This is a genomic window from Photobacterium panuliri (assembly GCF_059920555.1).
In genome coordinates this window covers 979,498-1,001,065 of sequence record NZ_CP197192.1, presented here as the reverse complement: position 1 = coordinate 1,001,065, position 21,568 = coordinate 979,498, and the positions used below count along the sequence as shown (strand labels likewise).

General features: G+C 52.3%; 16 protein-coding genes, 1 pseudogene and 1 other annotated feature. Of the genes and pseudogenes, 6 read left to right on the top strand and 11 right to left on the bottom strand.

The genetic code is table 11. From position 1 onward, the window contains the following. Position 1 precedes the first annotated feature (1 nt). A complete protein-coding gene (gene ung, locus ACSF8X_RS04835) occupies positions 2-682 on the bottom strand; it encodes a uracil-DNA glycosylase (RefSeq protein WP_500850811.1) in 681 nt (226 codons plus the stop codon). 382 nt (positions 683-1,064) lie between these two features. Further along, complete coding sequence (nfo, locus tag ACSF8X_RS04830; protein WP_047879656.1) at positions 1,065-1,925, bottom strand: deoxyribonuclease IV; 861 nt, start codon at positions 1,923-1,925, stop codon at positions 1,065-1,067. A 344-nt stretch (positions 1,926-2,269) separates the two neighbouring features. Here nfo and grcA point away from each other — a divergent pair, with 344 nt between their 5' ends. From grcA to ACSF8X_RS04815, 3 genes are all read left to right on the top strand, one after another. Then, positions 2,270-2,647, top strand: coding sequence for an autonomous glycyl radical cofactor GrcA (gene grcA, locus ACSF8X_RS04825; protein WP_047879655.1), 378 nt, complete (start codon positions 2,270-2,272; stop codon positions 2,645-2,647). Between the two features lie 281 nt (positions 2,648-2,928). Then, complete coding sequence (locus ACSF8X_RS04820) at positions 2,929-4,104, top strand: dicarboxylate/amino acid:cation symporter (RefSeq protein ID WP_047879654.1); 1,176 nt, start codon at positions 2,929-2,931, stop codon at positions 4,102-4,104. 265 nt (positions 4,105-4,369) lie between these two features. Beyond that, on the top strand, positions 4,370-5,551 hold the full coding sequence (locus ACSF8X_RS04815; RefSeq protein ID WP_047879761.1) for a dicarboxylate/amino acid:cation symporter: 1,182 nt from the start codon (positions 4,370-4,372) through the stop codon (positions 5,549-5,551). A gap of 74 nt (positions 5,552-5,625) precedes the next feature. Here ACSF8X_RS04815 and thrC read toward each other — a convergent pair whose 3' ends face one another. From thrC to thrA, 3 genes are read right to left on the bottom strand one after another with little or no spacing between them, the layout of a single operon-like run. Further along, on the bottom strand, positions 5,626-6,909 hold the full coding sequence (gene thrC / locus ACSF8X_RS04810) for a threonine synthase (protein WP_500850810.1): 1,284 nt from the start codon (positions 6,907-6,909) through the stop codon (positions 5,626-5,628). A 2-nt stretch (positions 6,910-6,911) separates the two neighbouring features. Beyond that, positions 6,912-7,868, bottom strand: a complete 957-nt coding sequence (gene thrB / locus ACSF8X_RS04805; RefSeq protein ID WP_500850809.1) for a homoserine kinase — start codon at positions 7,866-7,868, stop codon at positions 6,912-6,914. Between the two features lies 1 nt (position 7,869). Continuing rightward, on the bottom strand, positions 7,870-10,329 hold the full coding sequence (gene thrA / locus ACSF8X_RS04800; protein WP_500850808.1) for a bifunctional aspartate kinase/homoserine dehydrogenase I: 2,460 nt from the start codon (positions 10,327-10,329) through the stop codon (positions 7,870-7,872). Between the two features lie 48 nt (positions 10,330-10,377). Then, positions 10,378-10,493, bottom strand: a sequence feature (Thr leader region). Between the two features lie 264 nt (positions 10,494-10,757). Between thrA and aceK the strand changes: the two are divergent. Both aceK and ACSF8X_RS04790 read left to right on the top strand, forming a co-directional pair. Then, positions 10,758-12,464, top strand: a pseudogene (gene aceK, locus ACSF8X_RS04795) (bifunctional isocitrate dehydrogenase kinase/phosphatase); the annotation flags it as partial. 205 nt (positions 12,465-12,669) lie between these two features. Then, positions 12,670-13,128, top strand: a complete 459-nt coding sequence (locus tag ACSF8X_RS04790) for a hypothetical protein (RefSeq protein WP_047879650.1) — start codon at positions 12,670-12,672, stop codon at positions 13,126-13,128. 81 nt (positions 13,129-13,209) lie between these two features. Here ACSF8X_RS04790 and ACSF8X_RS04785 read toward each other — a convergent pair whose 3' ends face one another. Then, positions 13,210-13,728, bottom strand: a complete 519-nt coding sequence (locus tag ACSF8X_RS04785) for a putative 4-hydroxy-4-methyl-2-oxoglutarate aldolase (protein WP_500850807.1) — start codon at positions 13,726-13,728, stop codon at positions 13,210-13,212. Between the two features lie 42 nt (positions 13,729-13,770). Next, positions 13,771-14,172 (bottom strand): DUF3293 domain-containing protein, encoded by a 402-nt coding sequence (locus tag ACSF8X_RS04780; protein ID WP_169753928.1) that lies wholly within the window; start codon positions 14,170-14,172, stop codon positions 13,771-13,773. 395 nt (positions 14,173-14,567) lie between these two features. Between ACSF8X_RS04780 and arcA the strand changes: the two genes are divergently transcribed. Continuing rightward, entirely contained in the window at positions 14,568-15,287 is a 720-nt protein-coding gene (gene arcA / locus ACSF8X_RS04775) for a two-component system response regulator ArcA (RefSeq protein WP_047879648.1), read from the top strand. A 95-nt stretch (positions 15,288-15,382) separates the two neighbouring features. Here the strand turns inward: arcA and ACSF8X_RS04770 are convergent, their stop codons facing one another. The 4 genes from ACSF8X_RS04770 to mnmL all read right to left on the bottom strand — a co-directional run bounded on the left by ACSF8X_RS04770 (position 15,383) and on the right by mnmL (position 21,415). Next, entirely contained in the window at positions 15,383-15,931 is a 549-nt protein-coding gene (locus tag ACSF8X_RS04770; protein WP_500850806.1) for a hypothetical protein, read from the bottom strand. Next, positions 15,931-18,294: an aerobic respiration two-component sensor histidine kinase ArcB gene (gene arcB, locus ACSF8X_RS04765; RefSeq protein WP_500850805.1), complete on the bottom strand. Its 2,364-nt coding sequence runs from the start codon at positions 18,292-18,294 to the stop codon at positions 15,931-15,933. The genes ACSF8X_RS04770 and arcB overlap by 1 nt, the downstream gene beginning before the upstream one ends. Before the next feature lie 150 nt (positions 18,295-18,444). Then, positions 18,445-20,379 (bottom strand): GGDEF domain-containing protein, encoded by a 1,935-nt coding sequence (locus ACSF8X_RS04760; RefSeq protein ID WP_500850804.1) that lies wholly within the window; start codon positions 20,377-20,379, stop codon positions 18,445-18,447. Between the two features lie 82 nt (positions 20,380-20,461). After that, a complete protein-coding gene (mnmL, locus tag ACSF8X_RS04755; protein WP_500850803.1) occupies positions 20,462-21,415 on the bottom strand; it encodes a tRNA modification radical SAM protein MnmL/YtqA in 954 nt (317 codons plus the stop codon). Positions 21,416-21,568: the final 153 nt, after the last annotated feature.

Genomic DNA, 21,568 nt, shown 5'->3' with positions numbered 1-21,568 from the left:
TTTAAGCGATATTCTCTAGCGTCCAATCAATTGAGGATTTATTCATCTGCTCAAGCAACATATTTACCTGAGAGAAATGCTTGCAGCCAAAGAAGCCCCTATAAGCGGAGAGCGGTGACGGGTGGGCGGAATGCAGGACGTGATGCCGGCTCTGGTCGATTTTTTTTCCTTTCTTCTGGGCATGAGCGCCCCACAACAAGAAGATAACCCCTTCGCATTGCTGGTCAATCACCTCGATGATCCTATCTGTAAACTGCTCCCAGCCAATTTTGGCATGAGAATGCGCCTTACCCTGTTCGACTGTCAGCACCGTATTGAGTAACAGCACCCCTTGTTCGGCCCATTGCTGGAGATAACCGTGATTGGGGATCGAGAATCCTTCGATATCAACAGCCAGCTCCTTGTACATATTGGCCAACGAAGGCGGCGTCTTCACACCGGGCCGGACCGAAAAGCTCAAGCCATGAGCCTGACCTGGGCCGTGGTAGGGATCCTGGCCCAGAATAACCACTTTCACTTTATCAAGCGGTGTAGAATCAAAAGCACTGAACACATCGCCAGCCGACGGGTAAATCACCTTGCCCGCTTCGCGCTCGGCTGCCACGAATTGCTCAATAGACTGGAAGTAATCCTGTCGGCGTTCAGTATCAATCACCGCCTGCCACGTCAAAGGTTGGCTCATCAAAAAGCTCCAATAGGGTAAAACCGAAAGTATACCCAAGCCCCATCCAGATGGCACCCACTCAGGCTCGCCACAAAAAAGCGCCCGAAGGCGCTTTCATTTTATCGCTAGAACCTAACGGCGAACCCTCGTACCGGCAGGATGACGCCAATGGCCCCGGCCCTGATTATAACGGTAGGGCTGTGGCAGGCGGGCCAACCCATAATTAAATATCAACATTTCTGTATTCATGCTCTCTCCTTGGCGAATGCCATGTTCATGGTCCCCACCCACACCATGAAAAAACAGTGCCAAAGCGGCAAGCATTTGATTTTTAATTAACTTAATCGTTATTTATCGGTCTGCCGCCATGATTCCCTCCCTCAGATGGGAAATTATTGCCCTATAACTGGGCAACGGAGCCATTAGCAAAAGCACGCAGGGTGGCAATTTCCTGCTGCCATAGATCAGGGTTAATGGTTTCCAGCACCAGCGGAATATTGTCGAACCGGCTGTCTTGCATCAGATAGCGGAAACAGTCCCAGCCAATTTCGCCTTCCCCGAGGCTATGGTGGCGATCGAGATGGCTGCCCAGCCCCCCTTTAGAATCATTGAGGTGCATGCCGCGCAGGTAGTTCATCCCTACAATCTGATCGAACTCGGCAAACGTTTTATCTGTCGCGGTTTCGCCCCGCAAATCATAGCCAGCAGCAAACGTATGACAGGTATCGATACATACCCCGACCCGCGACTTATCCTCAACCTGCTCGATAATGCTGGCCAAATGTTCGAAGCGCCAGCCAAGATTGCTTCCTTGACCGGCCGTATTCTCAATCACCGCCACAACATCCGGCACCGCAGCATGAGCCATGTTAATCGATTCGGCAATCAACGATAGGCAATCCGCCTCACTGATTTTCTTCAGGTGGCTACCAGGGTGAAAGTTCAGCAATGTCAGTCCCAACTGCTGGCAGCGCGCCATCTCATCAATAAAGGCAGCACGGGATTTTTCCAACTTGTCCGCCTCTGGCGCACCGAGATTTATCAAGTAGGAGTCATGCGGCAAAATCGCTTCAGGCCCAAAGCCATAAAAGTGGCAGCGCGCCTTAAAAGCGGCAATAACATCTTCTGTCAGAGGCTTGGCCACCCACTGACGCTGGTTTTTGGTAAACAAGGCAAATGCATTCGCCCCTATCTGACGAGCATTGTCCGGGGCATTATGAACCCCTCCCGCAGCAGACACATGTGCGCCTAATAATTTCATACTTTCACTTCTTCTCTTGTACGGTAATTACCAACAGTTTTTACTACATTTTTGGCTCGACCAACACGCAGTTTCCGTGGTCATCACCGAATAAATCACCTGATAAATGTTGTAATTTTACAACAAATGATCCACTCAAAAATTTTTTAAACGATAAAATAATAGTTAACAGCCACGAAATGTGATGGTTAGTTGACTTAGCTCAAGAAAACAGCCCTAAACAATTTAAGGTTTTTTGTTGTAATTTGATCTACATCAATACACAATAGGCTCATTCGAGATATATAATACGCAGCTCGACAATAAAATCGAAAAAATTAACGACATCCTTAAAGGAGAAAGTCATGATCACAGGTATTCAGATCACTAAAGCAGCAAACGACAACCTACTAAACTCAATCTGGTTGCTAGACGGCGAGAAGAACGAAGCACGTTGTGTTGCAGCAGCTGCTGGCTACGAAGCTGACCAAGTTGTTGCAACCGCAGAACTTGGCGACATCGAGTACCGCGAACTGCCAATCGAAGCACCTGCAAAGATTGAAGGTGGTCAGCACCTGAACGTTAACGTTCTTAAGCGTGAGACTCTGGAAGATGCTGCTAAGCACCCAGAAAAATACCCACAGCTAACTATCCGTGTATCTGGCTACGCTGTACGCTTCAACTCTCTGACTACAGAGCAGCAGCGTGACGTTATCGCTCGTACCTTCACTAACAGCCTATAATTCCCCCTTAGGCTTCAGTGATACAAAAAACGGCATTTTAGATGCCGTTTTTTTATACCTATCAAAAGTCCTCCCCGCCATAAAAAGCATTATTTCGCCTTGCTCACATTCTCATCAACAAGCATGGCAAAGGCAGATATATACCTCTCAGTTTCGAACAAAAAATAGGCAGGCATATGCTTTCAGGCGTATATTGGCTCCGTTGCCCACCACCTGCTGCAATACCGCTGGGCAATTACGCTATATGGAAGTATCTAATAACAACAATTTGGAGCCAGTTCATGAAGTTAATACTCAAGCTCGTCGCAGGTATATTGATCGGTATCCTCCTTGGCTTTTTTGCCCCAGATCCCATCATTCGTACCTTACTCACAATCAAAGAGCTCGGTGGCCAGCTCATTGGGTTCACTATCCCGCTCATCATCCTTTTTTACATCACCAGCGGCATCGCCAGTCTGCCTAAGAACTCTGGCTCATTGCTAGGCAAAACCGTGATCCTGTCCTATGGCTCGACCCTGCTCGCCGGTAGCCTCGCGTTTATTGTTGCCAGCACGGTGATTGCCGGTATTTCAGAACCCGCAGCAGCAGCCACCGAGAGTGCCAATAAGCTAACTAGCTTTATCTCTCTGGAAATCCCACCTATGTTCGGGGTGATGACCGCCCTTGCCACGGCCTTCCTGTTCGGGCTTGGCATCAGTGTGACCAACAGCAAATCGCTCAAGGCACTGGCTGAAGATGGCCGCCGGATCATCGACTTGCTACTGTCAAACGTGATTATTCCACTGCTACCTTTCTATATTGCCGGGGTGTTTGCCCAAATGGCTGCCGAAGGCACCGTATTCTCAACCCTGAAGACCTTCGGCTTGGTATTGGCGCTGGCTATCTTCATGCACTGGGTATGGATCTGTATTCAATATACGGTTACCGGACTGGCTCTCGGCCACTCGCCGGTCAAACTGATCAAGAACATGATGCCCGCCTACCTGACCGCCGTCGGTACCATGTCTTCGGCAGCGACGATTCCTGTCACCCTGCGCCAAACCAAACTCAACGGGGTCGACGAATCCATCGCCAACTTCACCATCCCGCTATGTGCCACCATCCACCTATCAGGCTCGACCATTACCCTGGTTACCTGCTCGACCGCGGTCATGGCACTAAGCCAACATATTGCGATCCCGTCGCTGTTTGAGATGATGCCCTTCATCATGATGTTGGGTGTGACCATGATTGCCGCTCCGGGCGCGCCAGGTGGGGCTGTCATGGCTGCACTAGGGCTGATGGCCTCTATGTTGGGCTTCGGCGAGTCCGAGCTTGCCCTGATGATTGCCCTTTATATGGCACAAGACAGCTTCGGTACGGCTTGCAACATCACCGGTGACGGCGCAATTTCATTATGGGTCGACAAGTTCGCCCATCGCGAAAAGCTCCCAGCGACCGAACAAGCAGAGCAGTAACTCCTCGCCAGCAATCCACTGCTCGCCTTGGCCCAATTGGTGCTAAGGCGAGCCTCAAGCACCTACGCCCCCCCCACAAGCCATTAACCATACGCCTCGGGGCTATCGTTAGATTACCCCAAACAAATCGTATATTTTTTCGCCAAGCAGCAACTAATTTGCAACTCAGTAGCACATTATTTGCAGCTTTTTTGGCATCACACCGCCATTAATGATAAAACACCGCCGCTTTATGATGGATTACTCCTAAATAGGACTTATGGCGATGAAACTGATTCTCAAACTTCTTGCGGGTATCGTAACCGGCATCGGTGTTGGGTTGTTTGCCCCTGACTTTCTGGTGCAAATCCTAATTACGATGAAAGCCCTGATCAGCCAGCTGATCAACTTTACTATTCCTTTGCTGATTTTGTTTTTCGTAACCAGTGGCATCGCCAACCTACCGAAGAACTCTGGCAAGCTGCTCGGCAAAACTGTCGGCCTCAGCTACGTCTCAACCATGGGTGCGGGGGCCATGGCCTACTTCGTTGCCAGCCAAACCCTGCCCTCCATGCTCCATAACAACGGTAATGTCAGCGAGGCGGTACGTGTTCTATCACCGCTGATTGACCTGCAAGTCCCGCCTGTCATGGGAGTCATGTCAGCTCTTGCTGTCGCGTTCATTTTCGGCTTGGGCATTTCGGCAACCAACAGCCAGCAACTGCGCCAGATCAGCGATGAGGGTCGGAACATTATCGAGCTGTTCCTTGCCAAAATCATGGTACCGTCGCTACCGTTCTACATTGCCGGCGTCTTCGCCGACATGACGGTGAAAGGCACCGTCTTTTCGACCCTGAAAACCTTTACCCTGGTACTGGTACTGATTGTCCTGCTGCACTGGCTATGGCTGAGTCTGCAATTTATCAGCACAGGGGCTCTGACCGGCCGATCACCGCTAACCTTGCTGAAAACCATGATGCCTGCCTACGTCACGGCACTGGGCACCATGTCGTCGGCGGCAAGCCTGCCGGTAACTCTGCGCCAAACACTGGAAAATGGGGTTAAGAAGCCCATTGCCAACTTCGTTGTGCCACTGTGTGCCAACATTCACATGTCCGGCTCCGCGATCAGTATCACCACGGTGTGTGTCGCCGTCATGCTCATTTCCGGCAAACCGGTTCCAATGATGCTTGACGCCCTGCCGTTCATCGCCATGCTGGGCATCACAATGGTCGCCGCTCCCGGCGCCCCTGGCGGTGCCGTCATGGCCGCCGTCGGCCTGCTCGGCTCCATGATGGGCTTCACCGAAGCGATGATCGGCCTGCAAATTGCCCTGCACCTTGCCCAAGACGGGTTCGGTACCGCTTGCAACATCACCGGTGATGGCGCATTAGCGATGTGGGTGGAAAAATTTGCCGATGAAGACACTCCGGAAACGGCGGTAAAAGGCGAAGAACAAGCGGCCTAATCCCTACTGCACCTCATACCCAATAAAAAAGGAGCCGTCTGGCTCCTTTTTTATTCTCCACATATAAAATATGGTTATTGCACATCTCGTAATACAGCTTTGAGCTGGTCGAAATCATTGTCACGCTCTAGCGACAACAGCAGCAGCGCATTGTGCTTGGCTAACGGCCCCGGCAGCGCAATATCGCAGCCCAGAATATCATCGACCACTTCCTTGAACTTGGCAGGATGCGCTGTACACAAGAACAATCCCGTTTCGCCCTCGCCCAATTGCTCACTCAACAAACGATAGGCAATCGCACCGTGCGGCTCGCACAGATACCCATCCTGTTCCATCTCGCGCAGGGTTTCTGCCGTCTGTTCATCGGTAACCGCGCCATAGCCCAGAGTATCGAGCCCCCAGCCCTTTTCCTGACAAAGCTCTTCGATCCGTGGCCAGTTGTTTGGCTGGCTCACATCCATGGCATTAGACAGGGTCGCCACGGTTGGGGCTGGCGACCACTCGCCCGTTTGCAAATAGCGCGGCACCGTATCATTAACATTGGTCGCGGCAATAAATCGCTTAACCGGCAGGCCGATGGCCTTAGCCAGCAAGCCAGCCGTCAAGTTGCCGAAGTTACCGCTTGGCACGGATACAACCAGCGACTCACGCTGCGCCTTGGGCATCTGGGATACTGCCTCGAAGTAATAGCAGATCTGCGCCATTAAACGGCTGATATTAATCGAGTTGGCAGAGTTCAAGCCCACTTCTTCGCGCAATTCGGCGTCATCAAATGCCTGCTTAACCAGCGCCTGGCAGTCATCGAATGTGCCGTTGACGGCAACCGTGGTGATGTTCTTGCCCAATGTGCAGAACAATTTCTCCTGCAATGGGCTGATCTTGCCTTTCGGGTAGAGGATAACCACCTTGATGTTATCCATACCGTAGAAGGCATGGGCGACAGCCGCGCCGGTATCCCCCGAGGTTGCCGTCAGAATCGTGATCTTACCATCACTCTCGGTGACGGCAGCCAGTGACTGGGCCATGAAGCGCCCGCCGAAATCCTTGAAAGCCAATGTCGGGCCGTGGAACAGCTCAAGAGCATAGATCCCCTCTTTGACCGTTGCGATAGGAGCCGGAAACTGAAACGCATTGCCAACCATTTGGGCTACCGTTTCCTGAGCGAGTTCATCCCCGATGAAGGCGGACAAAATGGCTGTGCTACGGGTGACAAAGTCCTGCTCAAGCAGGCTGTCGACATCCTCGAAAAACGGCAGTTCTGCCGGGAAAAAGAGTCCCTGATTGCGACCCAACCCCTGGCGGACGGCCTGGCCAAACGAAACCTGTTGCTGGTGATCTTTTAGGTTATATAACTTCATGGTTACAGTTCACTTCCTGTTACTCTCGAGCCCTGTCCATCCAAACGACAGACATGAACAAATCCTTCATCATTCTGAACATAATGATCTTGCAGCCATCGTGCAATACGCTTGGCCACGTCCAAATCATCGCAGATACTAAACATCGTCGGCCCCGAGCCAGATATCCCGCTGGCCAGCGCCCCTGCATCCAGCGCATACTGCCGCGCATCGCCGAATCCAGGTAATAAGCGTTCGCGATATGGCTCAGCGACCACATCTTTGATCATTTTTGCTGCAAGCTCTGGCTGGCGACTATGGCAGGCATGGATAAATCCCCCGAGGTAGCGGCCATGGGCAATCATATCCTGACGGCGGTACTGGGCGGGCAAGATTGCCCGAGCCTCGGCAGTCGGCACCTTGATCCCCGGATAGGCCATGACCCAATACCAACCATCGAAGCACGGCACTGATTGGCTGATGATCCCCATCTCCTCAACCATGAACTGCAAGCCACCGAGATAGCACGGAGCCACATTATCATAGTGGAGGCTACCGGAGATCTCCGCCTCCATCTCCCCCATCAGGGCAAGCAACGCGGTCTCGTCCAACGGCGAGCCATGGAACTGATTTAGGGCATCCAATGCCGCCACAATCGAGCAGGCACTTGAACCCAACCCAGAGCCTATCGGCATATTCTTTTCAAGGGTCATCGCCAACGGCTTGGGGGCAAGGCCGAGTTTGTCCAGCTCACGGACAAAAACCTGCCAGCAGCGATACACGATGTTCTCCTCGGCCTGCTGCGGCAACTTGTCGACAAAACGGCCAACGCAACGCAGACTAAAAGGTTGTTCGCTAGCCTTTACTTCAACCCGATCACCCAGCAAAGTCCCGTCTATCGGGGAAACTGCGGCCCCCAGCACATCAAACCCGACACTAACGTTGCCAATCGACGCTGGCGCATAAACCACTACACTCATCTTATACTCCCAATTTCCAACCCAGCGTACGCATCAAATCAGCAAATACCCCGGCAGCAGTAACTTCGGTACCCGCCCCGTAGCCACGCAGCACCAACGGGATAGGCTGGTAGTAACGGCTATAGAAAGCCAACGCATTTTCCCCGTCTTTGATCTTGAACATAGGGTCGTCCGGATTCACCGCCGCGATTTTCACTGTACAGCGGCCATCATTGATTTCCCCGATATAACGCAGTACCTTGCCCTGCTCGGCGGCCTCCTCGGCCAGATCAGCAAAGTACGCATCGGCTGCTGGCAGGTTGGCCATAAAGTCATCTACGCTACCGCTGGCATCGAACTCCGGCGGCAGGGCTTGTTCAACGTCTACCTCATCGAGTTCCAGCGACAAGCCTGCTTCGCGAGCCAAAATCAGCAACTTGCGCGCAACATCCATACCCGACAGATCATCGCGCGGGTCCGGCTCGGTAAAGCCATTGTTGCGTGCGACCGTTGTCGCCTCGCTAAAGCTCATACCCTCATCGAGCTTGCCGAAAATATAAGATAGCGATCCTGACAGGATCCCGGAAAAACGCTCAAGCTCATCACCGGCAGCCAATAGATTCTGAAGGTTTTCGATCACCGGCAGGCCAGCGCCTACCGTGGTGTCGTACATAAACTTGCGACGGGTCGAGCGCGCAGCCTGACGCAGCTGCTGGTAGTAAGCCATGCTGGCGGTATTGGCTTTTTTGTTCGGGGTGATCACGTGGAAACCGGCAGCAAGGAAATCAACATACTGCTCGGCAATGCCCTGATCTGAAGTACAATCGATAACAACCGGGTTGATAATATGGTTGCGCTTAACCAACTGGATCATCCGGGCAAGACTGAGCGGCTCGCTGACCTGCCCCATGCTGTCACGCCAGTTTTCCAGCGACACCCCGCGGCCATCGAGCAACATGCCCTTGCTATTAGCCAAGCCGCATACCCGAATTGCGATACCGCTCTCAGCCAGCTTGGCCTGTTGGCGGCCAATTTGATCGACCAGCTCCCCGCCGACACCGCCGACACCGATGACAAACACATCCAAGACATGCTGGCTGTTGAACAGGTTCTCATGGCAGGCCTTGACCGACTCTGAGATTTTCTCATCCGGGATCACCGCCGAAATAGCCCGCTCTGAAGAACCCTGGGCGATTGCCACGATATTGACGTCGACCTCTGCCAAAGAGGTGAAAAAGCGTGAGGCCACACCTCGCGAGGTCCGCATCCCATCACCGACCAAGGTGACAATGGCAAGGTTGTCGATAAACTCTACCGGTTCAAGCAGGCCGTCTTTGAGCTCGAGTTCGAAATGGTTCTGCAGCGCTTTATTCGCCGCGGGCTTGTCCTCACTCTCGATACAGAAGCTGATACTGTACTCCGACGACGACTGGGTGATCAGCACAATCGACACCCCGGCGGCAGACATGGCGCTGAAGACCCTTGCGGCCATCCCGACCATACCCTTCATCCCAGGGCCGGACACATTGACCATGGTCAGATCCTTGAGGGTGGTGATCCCCTTGATATCCAGCTTGTCTTCGCCGGTATCGAGGCCAATCAGCGAACCGGCCCCTTGAGGATTAAAACTGTTTTTGATCAGGCAAGGAATATGGAATTGGGCAATAGGGGCAATGGTTTTCGGGTGAAGCACAGAGGCACCAAAATAAGACAGCTCCATCGCCTCTTGGTAGCTGAGGGATTTAAGCAAGCGCGCATCCGGAACCAACCGAGGATCACAACTGTAGACCCCGTCGACATCAGTCCAGATCTCGCAACAATCCGCACGGAGGCAGGCTGCCAGTACGGCCGCCGAATAGTCCGAACCATTGCGGCCCAGAGTCACCAACTCGCCCTTCTCGTTACCGGCTGTGAATCCCGGCATGATATTGACATGTCCCTCGGGCAATGGCTGGCGGCGGAAGTTGTCTGTCGATGCCTCAATATCAACATGGGCTTCGAGGTAGTCACCGCTTGCCTGAAGATAGGCAACCGGATCAATCAGGCTGGCTGGTTGTCCTTTGGCTTCAAGCAGGGCCTGCATCGCCGCAATTGACAGCCGCTCACCCTTGCTGATGATCTTGGCATAGACGTTGTCCGGGCATAGCCCCAACAAACTGATACCATGAACATACTGCTTGAGCTGACCAAGCGAACTGGCCAGCTTGGCATCCAACGCCAATTTATCAAACGCCGGTACCAACACTTTCAGACCGGCAAACAACTCATTGAAAACTGTTTCCAAATCACGCAACTGCAACTCGGCCTCACCGTGGGCAATCGTACTTTCGATGACGGCCACCAACTTATTGGTCACCTTGCCAGGGGCTGATAGCACCACGGCGGTTTCTTCCTGCTGCGCATTATTGGCAATAATATCCGCCGCCCGCAAAAAACGGTCAGCATCTGACAATGATGAACCACCAAACTTTAATACTCGCATTCCCTACTCCCATTACTTAATCCTGTGCCTGTCAGGCAAATATCCAGTCAAAAAAAAACCCACACCGGATTGGGTGTGGGCTCTTTTCTGCAATTCTTACGCGCATCAGCCCACCCCAGCAATCGTGCCGGTAATAATGGTGGTTGTGGTAACTAGGCTGATGCTGTTGTTATACATAGCGACTCTAATTCGTTGCCCTAAATATCTATTAATTAACGAATACCGCATTCGCATTGGCGAGTCAACAATCAATTTCCTCAAAGCTGATTATTTTTTGAGTTTTCCCGGTGTAAAAATATACCCTTCCAACCCAAATTAGATTGCAGCCCCTAATGGCTATCGGCACAGTATGGTGGGAGGAAACAACCACTCGCTTTCTCGGTTGTTCCGTAAAAACTAGACTATGGTTAGATGCGGAGGGAGCCCCTATGACAGAAGCTGCAATGGAACAACTCGTCGCCCATACTATCTTACAAGGCTTTGATGCCATGTATGGCCGCTTTCTCGATGTCACGGCCGGTGCCCAGGAACGGTTTGAAAGCCAAAATTGGCCAGCCGTACAGCGAGCCCTGAAAAGCCGGATCAGCTTCTACGACCATCATGTCGGGCTTGTCACCAGCCAAATCCAGATTATGCTTGGCAAACGCTATGCCAACCACCGATTCCTAATGGGAGTTAAGCACGCCTATGAGGATCTGCTGCTCGACTATCCCCGCTACGAAATCGCCGAGAGCTTCTTCAATTCCGTTTATTGCCGGATCTTCGAGCACCGCCATATCAACCGCGACAAACTCTTCGTCCACAGCTCCCAAGAAGGCCGTATCCCCTCCTACCCAACTGCCCTGACCCGGCTCTACAATACCGGCTCTGGGCTAGAGAGCCTGCTTGGCCGGGTACTCGATGACACCCCGTTTACCCTACTGTGGGAAGACCGGAGCCGGGACATCGCCCAGTTGATCGAACGGCTGGCAGCGCCTGTTGCTGAAATATCGACCTCAGGCCCGCCAATGATAGAAATGATCCGCGAGCCGTTTTACCGCAACAAGGCTGCCTACCTTGTCGGGCGGATCCGCCTTGGCGATCGACATTTTCCACTCGTGCTACCGGTTCTGACCAATAGCCAGCATCAGCTGTATATCGATGCCTGCCTCACCGATGTGGATGATGTCAGTATCCTGTTTGGGTTTGCCCGATCCTATTTCATGGTATACGCGCCGGCCCCAGCGGCCTTGGTCCGTTTTCTCGCCGAGCTGCTCCCCAATAAAACCAAAGCCGAACTGTACACGGCCATCGGCTGCCAGAAACACGGCAAAACCGAGCTGTACCGCGAGTTCCTCGCCCATATGGAACAATCGGACGATCAGTTTATCCTCGCACCGGGGATCAAAGGGATGGTGATGTCAGTGTTTACCCTGCCGTCCTACGACGTGGTATTCAAAATCATCAAGGATAAGTTTGCCCCGCAGAAAGATATCAGCCATAGCGTCGTCAAGGAGAAATACCGGCTGGTCAAAGAACACGACCGAGTCGGCCGGATGGCCGATACCCAGGAGTACCGCAATTTTGCCTTCGACCGCCACCGTTTCAGTGAAGAGCTGCTCGACGAGCTTCAGGCTGTCGCACCGTCGCAGCTGATCGTGACCGATACCCAGATCATCATCAAGCACCTCTATACCGAGCGGCGGATGATCCCCTTCAACCTGTATATCGAGCAGGCCAGCGATGCCGATCTTCGCCACGCCGTCGACGAATACGGCAAGGCGATCAAACAGTTGGCAGCAGCCAATATCTTCCCCGGTGATATGCTGTTCAAAAACTTCGGCGTTACCCGCCACAAACGCGTCGTCTTCTATGATTACGACGAGATCAGCTACATGACTGAAATGAACTTCCGCCGCATTCCGCCTCCCCGCTACCCAGAGGATGAGCTGGCAGCGGAGCCTTGGTACAGCGTTGGCCCCAACGATGTTTTCCCCGAAGAATTTAGGACTTTTTTGCTGATCAACCCCAAACTCAAGACTTTGTTCGAGGAGCTCCACCGCGATCTGTTCGATCCTCTCTACTGGCAACAACTTCAGGCCAATATCCAACAAGGCCTCTTTGAGGATGTCTACCCTTACAAAAGTAAACTTAGACTTGATCGTCAATTACTTACACACAAATCCAGTGTTACTCAACATGTGCTGCCACTTGATCATCCCACGACGGCCTACGGATCAGAAAAACATGATAGTAGATCTCAACCTTAATCATTGACTGTGTCTTTTTTAAGCAAATTGACCTAGTATTATTTTGCTAAAAGCAAGACAAATAAATAATGATAAACAGGGAAGGTGATCAATGCGCACATTGCTTATCACAATTGCCCTGCTGGTAGTGGCGCTTCCTACAACTGCAGCAGAGAATGACTGGCTCTCGCTCGGCGACAACACAGCCTCATCCGGATGGTTTCTGTCATCCCAATCCAAAGGTGCCGAGCAATATGACCTGTGGCAAATTGACAGTGGCTATGCCTATTCGCTAACGGAAAATACCGAGTTATACCTCAGTACCCGACTGAAAACAGGCAATGACGCCCATTCGGCGACCCGAGGCATGTTATCTGGCGTAAAATACAACTTCACGCCCAAGTTAAGCCTTAAAAGTGCCGTAAAATCGGAAAAACAGGACGAAGAAACCGTGCTAGGGGTCGAGGTATCCAGCCAATACGAAGTGACCGAGCGCATCAACCTCCATGCGACGATGGACTACGAATCACTCGAACAGATTTACCAACTCGGGATAGGCTTTAAATTCTGAACCTGTCCGCTAACCTATATAACAAGCCACCGGTTATCGGTGGCTTGTTGTCTTGCATAGATGGCTTTGTTCATTTCTGATTCACGCAATAACTGACAAATCCAATGCCGTTTTACTAAACAATATTCCGTTTCTGTCGGCATAAATCATATCGCCGGGGTACACCAAGGTATCGGTCACTGTCAGGGTGACATTTTCCTCGCCAGTCTGGCGCTTCACCGTCTTGATCGGGCAAGCCCCCAATGCCTTAACGCCGATATCCAAGGAGCCCAATGTCGCGACATCACGCGCTGCGCCGTTGATCACAATCCCCTCCCAGCCATTATCCAGAGCCAGAAGGGCCAACTGATCCCCGAGCAAAGCCCTGTGGCACGAACCATGCCCATCGATAAAAAGTACTTTGCCCTTTCCCGGTGCCGCGAGGATATCCCTAACTAAGCTATTGTCTTCGAAGCAACGTAACGTCACTACCTGCCCATAGAACACGCTCCGGCCACCATAATCCTGCATCGACAACGGCAGCCAGCGTACCTCCTGCTCATAGTGGTCACATAAATCGGGGGTGATATCCAGTGCCAGTGGTTCCTTTTTCTGGTTCATAGCGCCCTCCGTGTGGGTTCATTGCGGCCTCTTTATTTGGTATTAAGTGTAGAGAAAACCACGCCAATCACCCAAACTTTGTTGTTCGAATCCAGCAAGCAGTACCGGTACCAAAAACAGCTCGCCATTTTCCACCCAATAAATCGCATTCTGCTCCCAACGAGCCGCTACTCGGCAGGCCTCTGATTTATCCATCGCCACCATCACACCTTGTTCAGCCCAACGACCATCAGGTGAACAGGTCACTACTGACTCAAAAGAAAAACCCGATCGGCGTAACTCTTTAGTCAATTGACTGTGCCGCAACCGGTTCTCTTTGTTACTAATTACGGTGCTTCTCGGATTGAATGCTGTTAGAATTGCAAAGCAAGGGTAAACAGGGTGTTGTGTTATCTTAAAAATGCTCGAGCAGTAGCTACACCAAAGCGAGAGTTTTTCACACATACATGGAGCCGTCCCTTCGGCGAGGTGTTTTTTTGTAGCGAATGTTAAACAATCTCGTGAGTCGTAATGCAGTTCATAGCATTTGACATAAATCAAGAAAATGCCCGAAAGCAGCTCTGAAACAAAATACATATATTGTTAGAGAGCTGTTAAGTGAATACAATCATCGCCATCCTACGGAAATTGAAGCCAATGCCCCTTAATTTCGGGCTATTTTCAGCAAGAAACTGCGATCCGTTACTTTGCTGGATAAATGGACGGCGTACCAAACAGACAGCAACACGGGTCTAACACACGTTTTCCCCCAGTTTTTGCCTGTATGTGAATTTTATATATAGAATTTAACTATTCTGTTTTTTAACCAGATTCCGTTTTAAAACTTTTAGGTACTGCCAATGCAAACCCCTCACATTCTAATTGTAGAAGACGAGCACGTAACACGTAACACGCTAAAAAGCATCTTTGAGGCAGAAGGCTACACGGTATTCGAAGCCAACGACGGTGCCGAAATGCACCAGATGCTTTCTGACCACCCAGTTCACCTTGTGATCATGGATATCAACCTTCCGGGTAAAAATGGTCTGCTGCTAGCGCGTGAGCTTCGTGAGCAAGGTGACATGGCACTGATGTTTTTGACCGGCCGCGACAACGAAGTCGACAAAATCCTTGGTCTTGAAATCGGTGCTGATGACTACATCACCAAGCCATTCAACCCTCGCGAACTGACTATCCGTGCTCGTAACCTACTGAGCCGAGCGATGAACCAAGGCGTACCAGCTGAAGACAAGCGTCTCGTTGAGCGTTACGAGTTCAATGGCTGGTCACTGGAAATCAACAGCCGTTCTCTGGTAAGCCCAAGCGGTGACCAGTTCAAGCTGCCTCGTTCAGAGTTCCGTGCCCTGCTGCACTTCTGCGAGAACCCAGGCAAGATCCAAACTCGTGCCGAATTGTTGAAGAAAATGACAGGCCGTGAGCTTAAGCCTCATGACCGTACTGTTGACGTAACAATCCGCCGTATCCGCAAGCACTTCGAGTCAGTTGCCGATACACCAGAAATCATCGCGACTATCCACGGTGAAGGCTACCGTTTCTGCGGTGATCTGGAAGAAGAATAAGCAACACTGCGCGCTTGCGCGGTTGACTTATGACCCCATAGCAAAAGGCTCCCATACGGGAGCCTTTTCTTTATCAAGCCAATCATTCACAAGGATCAGTAAACCTGCTCGATCACAATACCCTTTTCCACCAGCACGTATTCCTTGCCCTTGTAGAGCAACGTCAGGGCAATATCCGCTTTGCTCCCGGGAATCCACTCCGGCCCCCCGCGAAGCGCAACCTCGATCCCCCGTTCACCGTCACGGCGAACGTCCAGATCCTGCTTGGCTAGCCACTGCTCATCGTCTTGGGCTATCAGTACCTGCAAGATATCCACACCATCGGGGAAAGCCTGCTTTTCAGCCGGTAGCAACCGGACCGAGGCAAACAACTTATTAGCAGGCGTACTGCCATCATCGCCAATCACCGGCATCGAATTCAGCCACAATGCCGAGCCAAGATGAATAACCGTGTCTGCAAGGGTGATTTCCGACGGTGATTGCCAGAGATCCAGCTCAGCCGGCAAGGTCGTCGGTTGCACCGATTCTACCGGCTTCGCCACGTCGCCCTGCTGGCCTTGTGCCTCCTTTCCGGGATCATCTGGGCCGCAGCCCGCCAACAGTACCATTGACAGCAGTGCAGCTGCCCACTTCGACTTATCCATTATCCTTTCTCCTGCTGGGCTAACCAATCTTTCAGTACTTGCAAATCATTGTGGTAGCCGTCTTTGATTTCATCGACCCAGTCATTGATATTTTCCCACCACGCAGGCAGTTCCGGTGACTGAGCCATCTGCGCAATCTGCTGAATATGCTTGAGGCCTATCGAGCCCGCCGCCCCCTTGATTTTGTGAGCCTCGAACTTGATACCGTCCTGATCCTTGGCCGTCATATTGGAATCAAGGATAGCGATATACTCGGGCATCTTCTCCTCGAACATCACAATACTATCGTAAACCGGCTGAGTACCGACTATCTCGACATATGACCCCAGCATCTCCAGATCCAGCAGGGTGCTGACCGTATCATCACTGAGCACAGGTATATCAACCGCTGATTCGATCGCATCCGGCTCGTCATCATCGAGCGGGCAGGTCAGCACCAGCCGTTCTATAACCTCACTGATCGCCTTGACGCTAAGCGGCTTGCTTATCGCATCATCCATTCCCTTGGCCAGATACTCCCCTTTGTCCTTTATCACATTGGCGGTCAGGGCAACCAAGGCGGGCAGATCGTCGTATTTATCCCTCAGTGCCGCAGCAATATCAAACCCGCTCATGTCCGGCAATTGAATATCAAGCAACACCAAGTCATAGGCATCAGGATCGAACATCGCCAACGCCTCGTCACCACGCATCGCAATGGTCACCTCATGGCCAAGGCTTTCCAGCAAGGCCTTGGCAACGGTGATATTGAGTTCGATATCCTCAACCATGAAAATACTGAGCCCCAATTGAGGCAGTGCCGGCATAATCTCCTCCTCAACGCTTTGCTCCACCAGCGGCGCTGAAAAGGTCACGGTAAACGTACTGCCGGCCCCAAGCTCCGAGTCGACAGAAATGTCACCACCCATCATTTGAACCAACTGACGAGAAACGGCAAGGCCGATACCGGTCCCGACCGCATGTAGGTTGTCGCTCTCGTCGGTCACTTGATAGTACATGGAAAAGATGTTGTCGAGTTCGTCATGGGGGATCCCTATTCCGCTGTCCTCAACCTCAAAGGTGATATGCGCCAGCTCCTGCTCGATATCGCAGCTGACCGACATCACCACTCCGCCATCTTTGGTAAATTTGGTCGCATTGCTGATCAGATTCCACAACACTTGGCGCAGCCTGGTCCCATCAGCCTCGATGCAGCGCGGCAAGGCCGTCAGCCGCTCAAGGTCAAAACGCAACCCTTTCTGCTCGGCCATCAATCCGGATATATTCTCCATCTCCGCCACAAATTCTTGGAAATCTAGCGGCTTAGGCAATAGCTCGAGACGGCGACGATCTGCTTTATCCATATCGATAATATCGTTGAATATATTGCCCAAGGTAATGGCGCTGACATGGATCGTACGCATATAGCCGCGCTGCTGCTCATCGAGTTTACTCTCGAGCAACATCCGGCTAAGCCCGACAATCCCGTTCAGCGGGGTGCGAAGCTCATGGCTGACCGTGGAAATAAAAGCAGTCTTGTCGCGACTGGCTTTCTCTTGCGCGTCTTGGTACTGCTTGCGCTCGGTGATATCGCGACCAAACCCCATCAGCCCTAGTCGACGGCCATCACGGCTATAAAAAGGGACTTTGCGCAATTCAAAAATAGCCTTGCGGCCATCGGGATACTCCAGCCACTGTTCATAGGTGATGGACTGGCTTTCAATGTAGACCTTCTGATCAGTCTCGGCGATCTTGCTGGCGATCTCCTCGCTGTAGACATCCCACGGGGTCAGTCCAACCAACTCTTTTTCACTACGGTTGGTCAGCTCTTCCATCGCGCGGTTACAGCCGGAAAACTGGCCTTGTTCGTTACGGTAGTAGATCAAGTCCGGCGAGGCATCGAGGAAAGATTTCAGCAAGGCACTCTGCTCGGCCAGTTCCAACTGAGCATTCTCACGTTGGTAGACCTCGTTCTCGAGATCCTCCATCGCCTCCTCGCGGGCAACCTCGGCCTTCTTCCGCTCCTCTATTTCCTGATTGAGCTGGGCAATATTGTCTTGAAGCTGCTTGTTAAGCTGCATGTCGCGTGAGCGCATCTCTTCGAGCTTGGTGACCAACTTAGACAAACGCTGGCGGGACTCTTCTAGCTGATCCACGACCACCGACAGGAAATACACCGCCCACGGCGTAATCAACAACCCGAAAAAAACCGATCGCACGATATCAAGGTTGTCCACTTCCCCTTGCAGTACCAAGGTAACGCCTATCTGCACCACGACGGCCAGAGCCACCAGGGCAAGAGCCAGCAGCATGCTGAACCTCACCAGCCCCAACTTGACCAGCAGGTCCACGTAAAACTGAGCTAGAACTTTGATTTGCTTCATTCTTCCATCCAATACACCACAGCTATTCCCATCATAATAGGCCATTCGCGATATCCCAAGTGGTGTTTGGGCACAAGATGGCGACTATGTGGAGGCCTTAACAGACAAAGCCTGCAGATGCAGGCTTTGTCTGTTCTTTTCTCTGGCCCCTCAGGCTCTCCCGTCATCACACTGCGAGTCGGTCATCGTCATGGTGCAATTGCGCCCCGCCCCCTTAGCCTGATAAAGGGCGATGTCGGCCATTTCGACCAACTCGCCGTAATCTTGGTTAGGTTGCGGTATGATCGTTGCGACGCCCAAGCTAACCGTCAACGAGTTCGATACCTCGGAGTACATATGGGTCAGACCTTTTTCGGCCAGTGCCTTGTGGATGGCCTCCGCCACGACTTTACCGCCATTGAGATTGGTATTGGGCAGTAGGAACGCAAATTCCTCGCCACCATAGCGGGCGACTTCATCAGTCTCGCGCTTAATGACACTGAGCAAAACCTTGGCCACTTCACGCAGGGCAAAATCCCCTTGCTGATGGCCGTAGTTGTCATTGAACGCCTTAAAATAGTCAATATCACACAGGATCAGGGTCAGCGGCTGCTGCTCGCGGATATGGCTGTACCACAGCTTGCGCAGTTGCTCGTCAAAGCTGCGGCGGTTGGCAACCTTGGTCAGGCTGTCAACGAAGCTGAGTTCCTGAAGCTCCATAATGGCATCAGCAAGCTGTTGTTCGGCCAGACGCCGCTCGGTCACATCACGGGCCATCATCAATACCCCCAAAGTCCCATCGGTCGGATCCCGATAAGGGGACTTGAGCACCTCAAACCACACCATGCTGCCGTCAGTCAGAGTCACGCAGTCATCCGTCGTAACACTGATCCCCTCCTCCATCACCTTAAGGTCGATCTTCCAGACTTCGGCGAACCGCTCGGGCTCCAAAACATCCCGCACAGCTTTGCCCAACAAGGTTTCCGTGGTATGGCCCAACGTGCGGGCAAACGCCTCATTGCAACCGACATAGATCCCATGCTCGTTATACAAGCCAATCGGATCACGGCTGGCATGCAAAATCGTATCAAGCAGGTTATTACGCTGGGCCAACTCCTGTTCGGTTATCTCGCGTTTTTCGATTTCGCTGCGCAACACATCCTGCATCTCGTGCCATTCGGTCACATCATGACTGATGCTAAGACTGCCGATAACTTCGCCATTATCGCCCAGTAGCAAATTGCGGTTAATTTCGAGCAGGCAACTCGACCCCTCTGGCGTGACGGTCCAGCTATGGTTAGCTGCCTTGGTGCGGGCATTCCCTTCGGTGGCACAGGCAATCCCTTCCTCGAGCCGCCCCCGCCAGAAACGGTCAAACGCCTTATTGGTTCCGATCAGCTCACCACTATTGTTCTGGAAACAGACCAGCTCCGACAAGGAGTTGAGCACCTGCTGGAAAGTACGTTGCTCTTTCTCGAACTGCTGATGGGAATCTGTCGAACTGAGATCAGGGGTAATATAAAGCAGCCAGCACGGGGACCACAGATAGGTGATCACCCGGCCGCTAATCCGAAGGTTAAGTTGCTGGCCATTGGCGACTGGCAATTCAACACCTGAATCATCGAAAAAAGCCTGATCAGCAAAGGGGCGCAGGTAGTCATGCACCATCACGGCACTGAGGGTGTCGGGCATCAGATAACGGCCGTGAAGGCGGCGCACCCCGAGCAGGTCACGGCAGGGTTTGTTGCCGTAGACAAGATAGCCATCACGCTTGCGTACCAAAGCAACCGCAACCGGCATGGTGCTCAGCAATGCGTGAAGATAACGAAACGTGCGGGGACGAAATGCAGTAAACAGCAGCGCGGCCGTCACCCCGCACAATACACTGAACAACAATAAGAATAGAGGCATCAGTAATGGATATCGGTCATCTGCCGCCGCCAGCGCTGACGGCGGCGCGATCACCAGAACGGCCCCCAAAAAAGGAGCGGAAGGAAAAACAGCCGGCAACGCACCTTTCAACCACCCTCCCCACGAGTTAGGTGCTCTGGGGGAGGCGGCTTCGGTCTCACACTGCCCTAACTTGCCTTGATGGAGAGCTGGCATAATTCAACATCTATTAAGAGTTATTCACTGTAATCTACCAAAAGACTACGTAATGTTTAATCCTTAACTGATGCTAAATCCTTTACTTGCTAGCCATACTAACAGCCTGCGGCGGCAGATAGACAAATGGCTCTCCCACCCCGGAGCCCTGTCCACCAGACGCATCGAGGTTTCGGCCGATTTCTGTCATCGCCAGCCAACGGTTCTCGCACCATTCCGGTGCCAACAATGTTGGCTTGCGGGCACTTGCCGACACGCGATGGAAAACCACTTCTGGCGGCGTCAGGCGAATCATCTCCGAGGCGATCTCAGTGTACTGCTCCAAGGTCAGCTCGGCCAAGCGGCCCGCTTTCCACGATAACCCCATGATACTGCCTTCGACAATATGCAAAGGGTGCAGCTTGATCCCATCGACACCGGCATCGACCACCTTGCGGATCGTATCAAGGTTATCTTCACGAGTATCCCCTGGCAGCCCCACAATCAAATGGGCGCACACCTTAAGCCCAAGCGCACGGGCTCGCTTGGTGATAGCCTCGTAACAAGCAAAGTCATGGCCACGGTTAACCCGCTTCAAGGTCTTGTCATTGGCGGTCTGAAGCCCTAATTCAAGCCAAATTTCATACCCTTGCTCGTGGTAGCCGACCAGAAGTTCCAGCACCTCATCCGGCACGCAGTCAGGGCGGGTACCGACACACAGGCCAACGATATCAGCCGCTTCCAGTGCTTCTTCGTACATCGCCTTTAGAGTCTGAACCTCGGCATAAGTACTGGTGTAGGCTTGAAAATACGCGAGGTAGCGCTTGGCGCGATTCACTTCACCGGCGCGCTGGGACAACTGCTCGGTAATCGGCTTGAACTGGGCTTGCTCATCGGCAAAAGAGGCGACATTGCAAAACGTACACCCGCCCCGGCCAATTGTTCCGTCACGGTTCGGGCAGCTAAATCCCCCATGTAGGGTCAGCTTATGTACCTTCTCGCCATAGCGGCGCTGCAAGTCCTGGCCAAAGGTATTGACAAGTTCATGCAATTGCATCGGATCACCTCGGTTGATTCTACGGAAGAAAAAAACGGTGCAGGTTATCACCGAATATTGGGTCAAACGTTGTGCCAGAACAAAAAGCCCGCATATACCCTACTCCCGCTCCGGCGACAGGGAGTACAATGAAAATTTGCAACAACAACCAAT